At 39.5% G+C, this 13,706-nt stretch carries 13 protein-coding genes and 1 pseudogene; 11 read left to right on the top strand and 3 right to left on the bottom strand.

The genetic code is table 11. The features are described 5' to 3' along the window. The first annotated feature begins 150 nt into the window (after nucleotides 1-150). The 3 genes from prfH to HGJ98_RS06285 all read left to right on the top strand — a co-directional run bounded on the left by prfH (nucleotide 151) and on the right by HGJ98_RS06285 (nucleotide 3,579). Entirely contained in the window at nucleotides 151-750 is a 600-nt protein-coding gene (prfH, locus tag HGJ98_RS06295; RefSeq protein ID WP_291350211.1) for a peptide chain release factor H, read from the top strand. Nucleotides 751-825: 75 nt separating this feature from the next. After that, the gene (locus HGJ98_RS06290) at nucleotides 826-2,028 is read left to right on the top strand and encodes an RtcB family protein (RefSeq protein WP_291350210.1); all 1,203 of its coding nucleotides are present in this window, start codon (nucleotides 826-828) and stop codon (nucleotides 2,026-2,028) included. Between the two features lie 918 nt (nucleotides 2,029-2,946). Then, nucleotides 2,947-3,579, top strand: a complete 633-nt coding sequence (locus tag HGJ98_RS06285) for a dienelactone hydrolase family protein (protein ID WP_291350209.1) — start codon at nucleotides 2,947-2,949, stop codon at nucleotides 3,577-3,579. Here the strand turns inward: HGJ98_RS06285 and HGJ98_RS22350 are convergent. Further along, on the bottom strand, nucleotides 3,539-3,676 hold the full coding sequence (locus tag HGJ98_RS22350; protein WP_367142680.1) for a transposase: 138 nt from the start codon (nucleotides 3,674-3,676) through the stop codon (nucleotides 3,539-3,541). The two genes, HGJ98_RS06285 and HGJ98_RS22350, sit on opposite strands and share 41 nt — an antisense overlap. Before the next feature lie 480 nt (nucleotides 3,677-4,156). On the opposite strand from HGJ98_RS22350, the gene HGJ98_RS06280 reads away from it, so the two are divergent. The 4 genes from HGJ98_RS06280 to HGJ98_RS06265 all read left to right on the top strand — a co-directional run bounded on the left by HGJ98_RS06280 (nucleotide 4,157) and on the right by HGJ98_RS06265 (nucleotide 7,426). Then, nucleotides 4,157-5,119, top strand: coding sequence for a 3-hydroxyacyl-CoA dehydrogenase family protein (locus HGJ98_RS06280; RefSeq protein ID WP_291350208.1), 963 nt, complete (start codon nucleotides 4,157-4,159; stop codon nucleotides 5,117-5,119). Between the two features lie 14 nt (nucleotides 5,120-5,133). Then, entirely contained in the window at nucleotides 5,134-5,352 is a 219-nt protein-coding gene (locus HGJ98_RS06275) for a hypothetical protein (protein ID WP_291350207.1), read from the top strand. Nucleotides 5,353-5,552: 200 nt separating this feature from the next. Further along, on the top strand, nucleotides 5,553-6,359 hold the full coding sequence (locus HGJ98_RS06270) for a 2-oxo acid dehydrogenase subunit E2 (protein WP_291350206.1): 807 nt from the start codon (nucleotides 5,553-5,555) through the stop codon (nucleotides 6,357-6,359). A 263-nt stretch (nucleotides 6,360-6,622) separates the two neighbouring features. Beyond that, a complete protein-coding gene (locus tag HGJ98_RS06265) occupies nucleotides 6,623-7,426 on the top strand; it encodes a class I SAM-dependent methyltransferase (protein WP_291350205.1) in 804 nt (267 codons plus the stop codon). 513 nt (nucleotides 7,427-7,939) lie between these two features. Here the strand turns inward: HGJ98_RS06265 and HGJ98_RS06260 are convergent. Continuing rightward, a complete protein-coding gene (locus HGJ98_RS06260; RefSeq protein WP_291350204.1) occupies nucleotides 7,940-8,374 on the bottom strand; it encodes a DUF4181 domain-containing protein in 435 nt (144 codons plus the stop codon). A 315-nt stretch (nucleotides 8,375-8,689) separates the two neighbouring features. On the opposite strand from HGJ98_RS06260, the gene HGJ98_RS06255 reads away from it, so the two are divergent. The 3 genes and pseudogenes from HGJ98_RS06255 (at nucleotide 8,690) to HGJ98_RS06245 (ending at nucleotide 10,337) form a co-directional block, all read left to right on the top strand. Continuing rightward, nucleotides 8,690-9,187 (top strand): Imm42 family immunity protein, encoded by a 498-nt coding sequence (locus HGJ98_RS06255; RefSeq protein WP_291350212.1) that lies wholly within the window; start codon nucleotides 8,690-8,692, stop codon nucleotides 9,185-9,187. Between the two features lie 164 nt (nucleotides 9,188-9,351). After that, nucleotides 9,352-9,636, top strand: a pseudogene (locus HGJ98_RS22345) (arsenate reductase family protein); the annotation flags it as partial. Nucleotides 9,637-9,653: 17 nt separating this feature from the next. Further along, nucleotides 9,654-10,337: an SOS response-associated peptidase gene (locus HGJ98_RS06245; protein ID WP_291350202.1), complete on the top strand. Its 684-nt coding sequence runs from the start codon at nucleotides 9,654-9,656 to the stop codon at nucleotides 10,335-10,337. Between the two features lie 479 nt (nucleotides 10,338-10,816). Here the strand turns inward: HGJ98_RS06245 and HGJ98_RS06240 are convergent, their stop codons facing one another. Next, complete coding sequence (locus tag HGJ98_RS06240; RefSeq protein ID WP_291350201.1) at nucleotides 10,817-11,299, bottom strand: hypothetical protein; 483 nt, start codon at nucleotides 11,297-11,299, stop codon at nucleotides 10,817-10,819. Nucleotides 11,300-12,250: 951 nt separating this feature from the next. Between HGJ98_RS06240 and HGJ98_RS06235 the strand changes: the two genes are divergently transcribed. Beyond that, the gene (locus tag HGJ98_RS06235; RefSeq protein ID WP_291350200.1) at nucleotides 12,251-13,474 is read left to right on the top strand and encodes an IS110 family transposase; all 1,224 of its coding nucleotides are present in this window, start codon (nucleotides 12,251-12,253) and stop codon (nucleotides 13,472-13,474) included. Nucleotides 13,475-13,706 lie beyond the last annotated feature (232 nt).

Raw genomic sequence — 13,706 nt, 5'->3', positions numbered from 1 at the left:
AGGTGGAGGCAGCTTGCTTGAACAGCTGAACAATTTGCTCTCGGCTAAGCAATGAATTAATGTGAGGGCTCGTTAAAAATCTCTCCTAAGAACCAATGGCTAGTAGGAGAGATTTCCTTCCTTCGGAAGGGAATCAAGGAGGTTCAAGAAATGTGGATGCAAATTAGCTCAGGAAAAGGTCCGGATGAATGTGAATTAGCAGTAGGTCTTTTCCTGAAAACAATATTGAAGGAAAACCAAACTACAAGAGTCATTGATACAGTACCCGGACACTATAACGGTACCTTTAAATCTGTTCTTCTATCCATCGATCCGCAGGAATTCAGGGGTGATACTGGCTATACGAAAGGTACAATCCTCTGGATTTGTCCAAGCCCATACAGACCTAACCATCGAAGAAAGAATTGGTTTATTAACATTGAAGTATATCAGTCAGCTGAGAGGTTTAACTTTACAGAAAAAGATGTAAAGATTGTCGCCATGAGAAGTTCCGGGCCGGGTGGCCAAAATGTAAATAAAGTAGAAACGGCTGTCAGAGCGGTTCACGTACCTACTGGGTTAACGGTTACAGCCGGTGAGGAACGCTCACAGTACATGAATAAAAAGTTGGCACTTGCCCGGTTGGCAAACCTTATTGAGGCGAAGAACGAAGATAATGACAGCAGCCATAAAGAATCTATGTGGAGACAGCACAACCTGCTTACCAGAGGAAACCCAATGAGAGTTTATGAAGGCAAGGGGTTTAAGTAAATACAAATCCTGGATAATTGATGAAGCTAGGTGCGACCAGGTTATTTAATATTAGAAATGGAACGGTGGATAAAAATGTTACAAATAGAAGGGAAATATAATATAGCAAAGGTGTATACAGATACTCTGGAAGAAGGGGCTGCTGCACAGATTGAAACCCTTTGTAATCAGGAGTTTGTAAAAGATAGCAAAATTAGAGTTATGCCGGATGTGCATGCCGGAGCCGGTTGCACAATTGGAACCACGATGACCATTACGAATAAAGTAGTCCCTAACTTAGTAGGGGTAGATATCGGTTGCGGTATGGAAACTATCTCAATCAGCAACAAACGATTGGAACTACAAAAGCTGGATAAGTTGATTTATGAGAACATACCCTCAGGTTTTGAGGTGCAGAAGACACCCCACAGGTATAACGAACAAATTGATTTAACAAGCCTTCGTTGTCTTAAAGCAGTGCAACTGGGCAGAGCAGAAAAAAGTATTGGGACCTTGGGTGGCGGCAATCATTTTATTGAAGTTAATAAGGATGAGGCGGGCAGCTTATATGTTGTAGTACATTCAGGGAGCCGTCACTTAGGACTTGAGGTAGCAAAATATTATCAAGACGCTGGGTATAAGCAGTTAAACCATAACGACAAATCAGATATGGAGGCACTAGTTGCTCGTTTAAAGTCTGAAGGCCGTGATAAGGAAATCCAGAAGGCCTTAAAGGAATTTAAAAATCAGGTGCTGACGGAAATTCCCTTTCCTCTTGCTTATGTAACCGGCAGCCTGTTTGAGGACTATATTCATGATATGAAAATCGTCCAGCAGTTTGCAGTGCTCAACCGTAAAGCTATGATTGCTGAGATCGTGAAAGGAATGAAATTAGACGTAGTGGAGCAGTTCACTACCACTCATAATTACATTGACACCGACACGATGATCTTACGGAAAGGCGCCGTGTCCGCAAAGAAAGGGGAAAAACTTTTAATTCCCATTAATATGAGAGATGGCAGCCTCATCTGTGTTGGCAAAGGCAATGAGGATTGGAATTGTTCTGCTCCCCATGGTGCAGGCAGGCTCATGAGCAGGACCAAGGCCAAACAAAGTTTTACCCTTTCAGACTTTAAAAAACAGATGAAGAATGTCTATACGACTTCTGTCAATAAAGATACCTTGGATGAGTGTCCAATGGCTTATAAGACTATGGATGACATCCTAAAGCATATTGGTCCGACAGCGGATATTGTGAAAGTAATTCAACCGATTTATAACTTTAAGGCAGGAGAATAAATAATAACTTTTCTACTGGGCTACTTTACCTAATATCTATTTGACAGCGAAATTAAAAGGGGATAAAGCCTAGAATCCTTGCACTACAAGGTTTCTAGGCTTTTGGTTAAGTATTCCAATATTACATAATAAATAAACATTAAACAAGACAAAGAAAAAAGCACCGAATATACGGTGCTGCAGCATTAATTATGCCGTTAGATAGGGCATAAAGGCATCAGGTCGGTGGAGGTAGTGTATATGAATACTGTTAGTTTGGTACTTTAGAATAAAACTTCCTCATCAGATCTGTAGGTCTCGCGGTAACAGAAAATTGGGCAACTATGACATTCGTTCACAGTTATCGTAAAAGAATCGTTGCAAACGCATACTTTACCGCAAACTTGCTTTATTAGAATGTTGATTTCATGAACCCCCCAATTTCCATAATAGCTCTTAAAACCGTCATCAGTCTTAATGCATAAAATTTCATACCTTAAGTTTGTTAAGTAAGGAAAAAAATTCGTTGGCTGATATAAACCTCGCTTTATTCCTATATCGGCTAAAGATTCTACTTTTTCGCAAACTCTTAAAATGCTAGTTATATAATCGTTGTGGAATTGATTCATTAAATCCCTCACTTCTTATTATTGGTGTTTTGATTAATTATAATACTTGGAATTTTCATAGGAAAATAAGAATATTTTATGATATAAAACCGTGTTTCGTTATGTAAAACCAGTCGAAGGAGGGTGTTAATGGCGTTGCAGCTATATTTAATTTCACGATCTTAGGAGGAAACGAAAAGAGATTGTCGAAGGTGTAAGTTACATATGACAAGCTTTGTTCAATTAAGGGGTGGGCTTATTGGTTGACCTGGCTTGGACAAGATTGGAAGTTTTAACCTTAAATAATTAAAATAGGTCGGAGAATTGTTGGATGCTGAATAATATTAGAGGGAATAAATCTGTAATAATCGTTCTGCACGAGATATATGGAATTAACCCGCATATAAAATGGGTTTGCGAACATTATTTAGAAGCAGGATACGATGTTTTATGTCCAAATTTTATAAAATCCGAAATAGGATATTTCGATTACAATAGAGAAGAAGAAGCTTATCAGTATTTCGTAAATCATGTTGGTTTTCCACATATGGTTGATGAAATTGGAAAGATACTCATTAAATCAAGAGCAGCCTACAATAATATAGTTCTTTTAGGATTTAGTGTTGGGGCAACCGCAGCATGGATATGCAGCGAAAAAGGAAATACGGCAGATGAAGTTATTTGCTATTATGGTTCTCGAATAAGAGATTATCAAAATATAACTCCAAGATGCTCAACACTACTTATTTTCGCAAAAGAGGAAAAGTCTTTTAATGTTTCAAAATTGACAAACGTTTTTGAAGAGAAGAAGTCCGTCAATGTCAGTGTGTTAGACGGAAAACATGGTTTTAGTGATCCGTTTTCGAAAAACTTTAATGAGCAATCGCAAAAAAGAGCCCTGAAATTAGTAGATGAATTTCTGATTAGAGGAAGAAATGTTGCTCCTCCGGACTCAGTGCTTTGATGGCATCCGTGAATTTGCGCTTTATATAGGCGAGGCATCCAACCACCGTAATTTCAGGACCCAGACTATGGTAGACTTCGTAGCCATCGGAATGCAAGTAACCGATATAGTCCTTAAGGAAGCCTTAGCCGATTCCGAAGCCCGGCTTTCGTGGAATTCATAATATAACATCGGCACGTCACGTCCGAAAGGCTTAGACATTAACACAGAAGAACCGTCCCCTTGTCCCTCTTGGGATAAGTTCTGGAGAAGAGCTTATCCCTTGATTTTTTCTATCTATGACAGTTGCATGGACCGGATGCTTGATATTTTAGGGGTAAAGCTATTCAGCATATAATTAACTACTAAACCTGAGATTAAAATTGGCTATTTTTTATTTACTCAGCTAGTGTAGTAAATAGAAAAAAGGGCATATTTTCATCTCTTGGAGGGTGCAAAATCATTTGGGGAAAGGTCGAATATTTTCACAGTGGATTGGTTAGCGAAGGTATGGAGTAAAATAAAGGTTATTATATCTGGTTGACGAATAATTCAGATATGTCAAAAAGGAAGAAGATATGAACAAGGGGTAGTTATAATGTTAGAGGGCATAAAGAGAATTTGTAACTTAGGAACAGGCACAATTGGTCCAGGGATCGCTTTAACCTTTGCTTTAGCAGGCTATCACGTCAATATGTATGGTCGATCCAATGCCAGTATTAAGCGGGGGTTTAAGAGAATAGATGAAATACTTCAAAGGTTTAACGACCATGGTTTAGTTGAAACTACTGAGATTCCAGTGATCATGGCGCGGATCAGCGGTGTAATGACCTTAGAGGAAGCAATGGCAGGTGCTAACTTTGTTATCGAATCGATTACCGAAGATCTTTCGTCTAAACAAGAAATTTTTGCGAAGATCGAGAAATTCTGCTCACCTGAAACTGTTTTCGCTTCAAGCACATCTGGTTTAAGCCCAACAGCCATTGCTGCAAAGCTGGAACATAAAAATCGATTTGTTGTTGCCCATTTCTGGAATCCGCCTCATCTGATACCGCTGGTTGAGGTAGTCCCGGGAGAACATACTTCCCGGAGTTCTATAGTTCTCACCATAGAATTATTAAAGAAAATCGGTAAGAAGCCGGTAGTATTAAACCGAGAAGCTTTAGGTTTTATCGGTAACCGTCTGCAGTTTGCGATGCTGCGTGAGGCGTTATCCATTATAGATTCCGGTATTGCCAGCAAAGAAGCCGTTGATGCAACGATGAAATACGCCTTAGGACGCCGTTTATCAACAACCGGTCCTTTTGAAAGCGCGGACTTAAGTGGTTTGGATATTATTGGCGACATTTCAAGTTATCTATTAGAAGATCTTTGCACCAGTCATGAAGTCTCGCCAGTTTTAAGAAAGGCTATCGCAGAAGGAAAACTTGGGGCCAAAACGGACTCGGGCTTTTACCAATGGTCGAGGGATTCTGTGCTTAAAATTACTAGGATTCGGGAAGATAACTTGATTGAATGGTTAAGCAAAGATAAGCAAGGATATTTAGACTGGGAGGTGTAAGTGTTTATGTTAAAATGGCGCGCGGTGAAAAGGTGCGTTTCATGGTTGAAAAGGCAGTTGATGATTTGGATGATATCAAAGAGTTTAATAGACTTGGTTTCGTGTATTGGGATGAGTTGTCGGATGAGAAGACTTTTGTGTTTATGAAGAGAAAAAGATTGGGCGACACCAACTGCAATTTCGCGATTATATTAACGAAAAAGTTCAAACCCTTTATTGGAATGATGATATAAACTGTGCCGGTACAACATTGATTACTCTCTCGGAATTATTCGATATTAGTCTTTGCTCACAAATACTCGATGCAGTAATCGGGGTGCCAGGAGCAGGTAGATATCAGTGTGGATTAGTATCAGAGAGGATGGGGCTGGTTATATCTAAGAATTGGGATGACTTATTGTTTTAACTAAATCGGCTAATGAGGGGATTTATAATGCAGGATGTTGGTCAGTATTTCACAGAAGAATTTCCAATAAGCAGAATAGCAACTATAGATATCGGTGTAGCTGGATTAAAAAAACATCATATTAAGGCATTAATCGAATTGGATGTAACAGAACCTCGAAACTTAATTCGTAAAAAGAAGCAACTTTCGGAAAAGATTACTTTCAACTCATGGCTAATAAAGTGTATAAGCCATGCAGTTGAAGAATTTAAGCCTATTCATGGAATAAGAAAGGGTAAAAGAAAAGTAGTCATCTTTGATGATATAGACATATCAATTGCTATAGAAAGAGAAGTTGACGGAAAGAAAGTACCGTTGCCCTATATTATTAGAAAGACAAATGAAAAAAGTATTTCCGAAATAAGTGAGGAGATAAAGAACGGACAAAAACAGCCAATTGAGGGAAAAAAAGATTATGTTTTAGGTCAAGATAAAAAGGAAAAGGTTTTTATGAAAATATATTACTATTTGCCAGGATTCATAAGAAGTTGGATATGGAAATGTATTATAAAAAACCCCTTGTTAACAAAACAAAATATGGGGACTGTGATGATGACTTCGATAGGTATGATTGGCAAGATAAATGGATGGGTGATACCAGTCAGCGTACATCCATTATGTTTTGCAATCGGTTCAGTAGTTAAGAAACCAGGTGTTGTTAATGAAAAAATAGAGGTAAGAGAATACCTCCATATTACCGTTTTGGTTGACCATGATGTAATTGATGGTGCTCCAGCAGTGAGAGCTCTCGCTAAATTTACTAAACTTGTTGAAAGTGGATATGGATTATCTTGATTTTAGTTATAAGTGTTGGGAACCATAGACACATGGATTTACGAGCTTCAATTAATTAGCACCAGCGCATACAATTGATAGTATGCTGGTGTTATTGTTATATGTCTCGTTATCGTACTTAAAAAAAAATAAGGGGTAAATACATATTGCTAGGCGAATAATAATATTGCACATTATATACTAATTTGAAGTTAAGAACCCAAGTTTAAACATATTGGGTGTGATAATGTTAGTAAAATTTTGAGATATTTGGAGATTACCATATGAAAATAGTATTAAAAAATGAGATGGAAACTCTGATAATCCCTCTTTACGGCAAAGCTAAGATGAGCGAAATGGGAGTTTTTAAGGATTCATATGCTGAAGCAGCGATAGACAAAATTGACTATGATTACTCAAAACTGAAAATCCGAAAAAAAACGCAGGTAATGCTTGCAATGCGTGCAGCAATTATCGACGATTTCTCAAAGGGCTTCATTAGCGAAAAACCAAACTACTTAGTTTTACATCTCGGTTGCGGACTTGATGCACGATTTATGAGGCTTGGACTTAACGTTGGAATGTGGTATGATTTGGATTTTGCTGAAGTTATTAATATAAAAAAGCAGCTGTATCGCGAAACAGAAAGCTATAAATACATTGCTTCTTCTGTTACAGAGCTCAAATGGATAGATAGTATTAAAGTGGTTGAAAATGAGGTGCTTGTTATTGCAGAGGGATTATTTATGTATCTTTCCGAAAATGAGATAAAAGCACTTTTCGATGCTCTAAAATCGAAGTTCGAAAGCTATACAGTAGTTTTCGACGTGTTTTCTAAGCTTACTGCAAAAAGTTCGAAGCATCATCCGTCATTGAAAAAAACAGGTGCAAGGATCAAATGGGGTGTTGATGCCCCACAAGAAATAGAAGGCTATACTAAGGGTGCAAAGTATTTGAAAACGCTATATTTGACTGATGCAAACATAATTGAAATGCTGCCAAAATACTATCGGACAATGTTTAAGCTCGCAGGTCTTTTTAAAAGTGCAAGGGAGGCACACCGAGTTTTAGTAATGAGCGTTGGGTAGCACAGGGGGACTAGCACAGGAGGACGGTTCTCTTGTGTCAAATTGGAATCCCGGTAGAATTTGAGAAAAGGGGAGAAGGGGCGTGAAGGAATGCCCAGGTAGCCAAGAAAGAAGAGTGAAACAGGAATCTACCATGTTATAGTACGGGGAATCGACCAGCAGGATATTTTTCACGAAGAAGATGATTTTCAGAGATACCTGGATACCACAAAAAAGTTATCGCTAGAAAGAGGGTAAGCGTTCTAGGGATGACCAATCACGGCTTTACAGAAGATGGACCAGGATGCACGAAACAAAATATTGAGTCGTTTAAGAAATAAGGAATGATGGATTAAGTCTGCGGCAAATATGTAGATCACTGGCTTTCCAATCCACATTATCGAAAGGCTTAGACATTGACACGGAAGAACCGTCCCCTTGTGTCCCTTGTGTCCCCTGTGTCCCCCCAAAACACCAAAAACGTGTAGAGCAGGAAAGTATAGGACTTAGAGCCTAGTAGCTTATCTTGGCAAACTATAAATTTGCCATTCCAAAAAAATCACTCCAAAACAATGTGAAAAATAGAATAAAAATAAATACCAATTGACTAATTGTTAATTTGTAGTCATTTCGATTTTCTGCATATTTGTACTCTATGATAGCTCTAGCTACCTCAGTCGCAGGGACCAATCCCATCATTAAAAACCATGGTTCAAAAAACCAAATCCAATCCATAGGGTCTCTAGATATATTAACAAAATGCCCGATTAGCAGGACGACTAAAAATATAATCCTGATCGTCCAATCAATTTTTTTGTGTTTCTCATTAACATAGTGCGATGAAAAAAGATTCTTCTTCTCAACGTTTAGCAGTTTTCTCACGACCGCATTGAATGAAACTAGCGATAATAATACAATGGTTATCAGGAGGAATAACTCCTGCCAAAACTTCGGTCCAAGACCGTACATAAATTTCACCTCCAGACAGGTATCCAACATCCACAATCAATTGTATCATACATTTCCATAACTGGTATTAAATTGCCTCCACAGGTAAGTTAGGGTACAATACAACGGAGCGCCAAGACCCCATCAAGGCCAGAATTGCGGAACTAGAAGCTGAACTTAGAGCCAAGGCAACGAGGCTATCTTCTACCAACCATTTAATTCTCATATCAGATTTAGTACAATACGAACTTATTTGGAATTTGACGTGAAACCACTAGGATATTGTTTTTTGTAAGTAGGGGGATTTATGATTATAGGTAACAAACGGAATTTGCAATTGAATACGAATTAGCTGCAGATTACGGTGGTGTATGGATGTTTGGAATGATTTGTTATTATATTAAAGGCAAGCAAATAGGTGATTATGAATTAGGCACTTCATTGAGGGATGTAATGTTCCATATACACAAAATGATTCGTGATAATGGAAAACGAATACATGAGGAACTGTTTCACTTGTGTAAGTTCGATTTATTTAACAGATTAAATGAAGTTCTATATGGGTACAAAGATTCCGAGTACGAAGAGGTCGGACTTAAGGAAATGTGGGCTCGCTTCGATATAGTTCCGCGTGTCGACATTTTTGATGAAAGTAAAGTCTTTTTGGTAGAGGATAAGAATCAGTCACGAATTGTCTTTAAAGAAGGTCTTAGCCAAGGACTTAGAGGAATCCATGAGGCTTATATCACCAAAGGAGCATTCGATAGAGTAATTTTTGAAACTTACAAGCAACTTGATAATATATATGATTTAGAACTTATGAAACAACCATAAAATGTTGATTGCAAGATATCTTGTCTGTGGCTTAAACAAACAGTGAATTCTCAAAATCCAAGATGATCCAGCCACAGCTGGGACAAATACGTATAAACATGATGAACGTTAGGAGTGAAAGAATGCTTACATTATATTGTTTTCCTCAGTGAACGACTTGTCGTAAAGCAGAAGCGGGTCTTCTGCAAGAAAATGTTAAGTTTGAGTATCGTAACATTGTTAAAAAACCTCTCTCAGTTGATGAGTTAGTAGAATTAGCGAAACTAGGGGGAATTTCCGTTTCGGGTTTGCTTAACAAGAAAAGTAAAACTTACAAGGATCTTGGGAAGGAACTCGAGGAATCAAACGAATTGGCAGTTGCCAGCTTTCTTTCCATCAATCCAAAAGCAATGATCAGACCTTTGATTGCAGGGAACAACGAGCTGGTTATTGGTTTCAAAGCAAAATGATTAGGGGCGAAAGTTAAATGTGTGGCCGCTATTCCTTCTCCAAATTTAAATCCAATGACAATGACATTATAAAACGTTTTGGTCCAGTCCAGCTTGAATTTGAGTTTGGGCCACGCTATAATATTGCTCCATCTCAACAAGTTCCTGTGGTGATCCATAAAGATGGAGGCAACCATCTGCTAGGGCTTCGGTGGGGGCTAATACCCTATTGGGCTAAAGATGAACACCTTGGAAACAAATTGATCAACGCTCGTGCTGAGACATTGGAGGAAAAGCCGAGTTTTCGCAGATCTTTTGAGCAAAAGCGTTGTCTAGTGTTGGCAGACGGTTTCTACGAGTGGAGAAAAGAAGGTCGTATCAAGAAACCCTTCAGAATCACCCTGAAAGATGGCGGACCATTTGCTTTCGCTGGTCTATGGGACTCGTGGTTATCACCTACAGGTCAAACCATAAACACATGTACGATCATTACAACTACGCCGAATGAATTGATGGAGCCAATACACAACCGAATGCCTGTGATACTGCAAAAGGACACAGAGCCACTTTGGCTGAGGGCGGATATCCCAAGCCGTGAAGTCAAAGGCCTGCTTACCCCTTTTCCAGCGGAAGGGATGGTTGCTTACGAGGTATCGTCACTGGTAAACTCTCCGCGCAATGATCTACCTGAATGTGTTCTTCCGGTTAGCAGTCTATTTTAGGGACATAATACAATAGTAATAGATTCGTAAACTCGAAGAGAGGTCGAATGCGTATTCATTAAGTAGAACAATGCAGCGGCCTGGCTCACGCCTGAGGACATAAACAATCCGAGGACCTTCGATGTAGAGGAGTTCAGAAACTGTTTTGCTATTGGAGCGGTTGACTTGTCTAAAACGGGAGACCTATCCAGCGCGAGAGCCTTACTAATGAAACCGGGCTCCAGTAAAAAATACATGCTCCAGAAGTACTTTATTCCCCAAACCAAACTGAAGGTTTGCCTGAAAAAGAGAAACGTCAAATGACTTGTAATATCTAAACATACTTTTGGTACATCAGTCCGGCAATTTTTAGCAGGAAAATAGCCACGACTTGGTGTTAGCAAATTCGCGGCTATTTCTGCTGTATTAGGAATAGCTCTCTATTATTTTCTACTTCGCTTCATAAGAATGTATACTTTTTTAATAACTATGGTTGATATTTATTCTCTTGCCTTAGCTATTGCTTCTTTCTTTTCAATGAAGTTATTCAACTTATAATACCCCCATGTAGCTACTGAAAACCAAACAATAAAAGCAATCAAGGGAACGAAAAATCTGTCATAACAATAAAAGACTCCCAAACTTATAACAAGGTTTGTGTATAGTATGCTAAAAAATATGGCTACTACCATATAAATGTAGTTCAAAGGTTTGTGTTTTGGTAAGAAATAATAATATAAAATGAAGAAAATTCCCCACGATACAGGTGAAAATATTTGTATACCTTTATATCCAAGTGGGCCGTGGTCATACCATACATATAAGCCGGTAAATTTTCCAAACATATGTAGTATAAATTCAGCAGCACCACCGAAGATAATTCCGTGAATTGATAAACGATAAATATCCTTTCTTGGTACAGCAACTGCTAAAATCACAGCAAATACTGCTACATATAAAGGATAAATAAGATACTTAGGCATAAATGTTAGAAACCACCATTCTCTATTATTTTTTTAATAGTCTTAGAATGTACAAATTCTTATATAAAAATTACACAGTTTAATAAAAAATTGTGAAGTAGCGAAAACATTAGAAAACTCCGAGCGTTATTGGATGATAAGACGTCTTCCTATAGCATTTGAACCTTTTGGAAACAGCATGTTTAATTAGCAAAATGACTGCTGTTTTGCTATTTAGCCATATTCGATAAATGTAAGGGTAGTGTATCCGTGGCCTTTGCCGAGTTCATAAAAAACATATTTATCTCTAAGCCTGACAGGCGTCAACTCAAGTACGCTTAATTATTAGATGGAGGCTATCCCATCTTTAGTCAATTCGGTCAAAACATCTATGCCTCCGACGTCGTCCGAACGTGCATCGATGATATCGCCACCGAATGTTCAAATCTGATGACCGCACGTCCGAACCGAAAAAAATTGCACCCCCTTTTCAAGTTTGCCCCCCCCCTAAAGGCAAATGCACCTCCTTTGAAAAAAGAGTGGGTGCATCGTTAATTTGTATTAAAGATTGATTCATTAGACAAATAAGTACTCAATCTTTGATACAATTGATGAACATACGAAGCCCAGCAATGCTGGGCTTTTCGGCTTTCTTGTGTAAATTAAGCATTGCTAAGGCAGTGTTTTTTTGTGTTCTTGGACCCCAATAATTAAAAGATGCACCCCCCTTGAGCAGAAATCTTACCTTTCGTTAAAATCTTCATGACACTTTGGACACCGCGACGAATGAAAACGGGTATACTGCAAATAAGGCACGAGCTCGGTACTTTTTGGGATTAAGAAGCTCGACGTTAAAATTGGGAGCACTTCCGCAGCGCACCGCGCAATGTTCATGTTGTCTAGCACAACTAAAGGACGCACAGTAAAATGTTGAATAAGCGGAAGTGGCGCCGTACATAAGGAGGCTGCATTGTGCAGGTTGTCTACGAGCGTTGTTGCGGGATTGATGTTCACAAAAAGGTAATTGTGGCTACCTTAAGGATTGGGCGAAAGGCAGACACGCGCCAGTTTGGAGCATACACGGAGAATTTGCGGGAGATGGCCGCTTGGCTAAAGGCAAGTCGCTGTCAGATGATCGCAATGGAGAGCACTGGACCCTATTGGAAACCGTTGTACAATATTTTTGAAATGGAAGGATTGGAGACCATCGTCGTTAATGCACAGCATATGAAGGCAGTACCCGGACGGAAGACTGACGTCAAGGATGCCAAATGGATAGCTGATCTTTTGCAACACGGATTACTTAAAGCCAGTTTCATACCTGATCGTGAGCAGCGTGAATTACGGGAATTGACGCGGTATCGTAAGTGCCGGATCGAGGAGCGTGCAAGAGAGATTAATCGCCTTCAAAAGGTACTCGAGGGTGCAAACATCAAGCTTAAAAATGCAGTAACGAATATTATGGGCGTAAGCGCACAGCGAATGCTGAGACTCATACTGTCTGATGAGGAGCTGACACTGGAAGCTGTAGCTGCCCGCCGCGATCCCATGATGAAGGCAAGTGTGGAGGAATTATTCTCCTCACTTTTGGGGATTATGACGCCTTTACAGAAGGAACTGCTGGCTGAAATTCTACGCGTGATTCGCGAGCAAACTGCGCAAATCAAGCGGATTGACCAACTGATTGACAAGCACATGAACGCTGAATATATTAAGGCTGCCAAGGCTCTTGATGTGTTACCCGGTATCGGCATTGTGAGCGCCCATCAGATTGTGGCGGAAATCGGCATTGATATGTCTCGCTTTCCCTCTGCCAAGCATTTATGTTCTTGGGCGGGCGTGTGCCCTGGGAACAATGAAAGTGCGGGAAAGATTAAAAGTGCCCGTATAAATAAGGCCAATAAAACGTTAAGAAGTACGCTAGTAGAGTGTGCACATGCAGCAACCCGGGTAAAAGGATCATACTTTTCTGCGCAATATCAACGACTAGCTGTCCGCCGGGGGAAGAATAAAGCCACTGTTGCTGTTGCCCACTCGATGCTGATTGCCATCTATCATGTTCTAAACGGGCATGAATTTCGCGATCTAGGTTCATCCTACTACAGCCAATTCAATCGTGAAAGGAAGATCAATTCACATCTCAAGCAGTTAAAAGACCTAGGCTGGGAGCCGCCCGCCCAAAGCGCTGTTAGTTGAGGGTGTAACGTTCTGAGTATCAGGCTGGCGTGGTCAGTCTTGTTTTGTAATGTCTTTTATCTCCGGAACAGCATCGTTGTTTTTACAATAACGTATAGGCATAAAGGTACTGTTGTGAATGGTAAGATAAACTGATCGGTTTTTGGACACCAAAACTGATCGGAATTTGGCCACAAACTGATCGCTTTCATCTTGAAATAATAAAACTTAACCCTCATGCTAAACAAAGACT

This window comes from Desulfosporosinus sp., from assembly GCF_014237355.1.
Classification (GTDB): domain Bacteria; phylum Bacillota; class Desulfitobacteriia; order Desulfitobacteriales; family Desulfitobacteriaceae; genus Desulfosporosinus.
Note: the sequence above shows the minus strand (reverse complement) of the source record. Positions and strands in the feature narration are given on the sequence as shown.

Excerpts from the sequence above, each read along its gene's own strand:
- HGJ98_RS06285 (WP_291350209.1), top strand. The coding sequence starts at position 2,947 with ATGCTGAATAATATTAGAGGGAATAAATCTGTAATAATCGTTCTGCAC.
- HGJ98_RS06240 (WP_291350201.1), bottom strand. The coding sequence starts at position 11,299 with ATGCCTAAGTATCTTATTTATCCTTTATATGTAGCAGTATTTGCTGTG.
- HGJ98_RS06260 (WP_291350204.1), bottom strand. The coding sequence starts at position 8,374 with ATGTACGGTCTTGGACCGAAGTTTTGGCAGGAGTTATTCCTCCTGATA.
- HGJ98_RS06280 (WP_291350208.1), top strand. The coding sequence starts at position 4,157 with ATGTTAGAGGGCATAAAGAGAATTTGTAACTTAGGAACAGGCACAATT.
- HGJ98_RS06245 (WP_291350202.1), top strand. The coding sequence starts at position 9,654 with ATGTGTGGCCGCTATTCCTTCTCCAAATTTAAATCCAATGACAATGAC.
- HGJ98_RS06265 (WP_291350205.1), top strand. The coding sequence starts at position 6,623 with ATGAAAATAGTATTAAAAAATGAGATGGAAACTCTGATAATCCCTCTT.
- HGJ98_RS06275 (WP_291350207.1), top strand. The coding sequence starts at position 5,134 with ATGGCGCGCGGTGAAAAGGTGCGTTTCATGGTTGAAAAGGCAGTTGAT.
- HGJ98_RS06270 (WP_291350206.1), top strand. The coding sequence starts at position 5,553 with ATGCAGGATGTTGGTCAGTATTTCACAGAAGAATTTCCAATAAGCAGA.
- HGJ98_RS06290 (WP_291350210.1), top strand. The coding sequence starts at position 826 with ATGTTACAAATAGAAGGGAAATATAATATAGCAAAGGTGTATACAGAT.
- prfH (WP_291350211.1), top strand. The coding sequence starts at position 151 with ATGTGGATGCAAATTAGCTCAGGAAAAGGTCCGGATGAATGTGAATTA.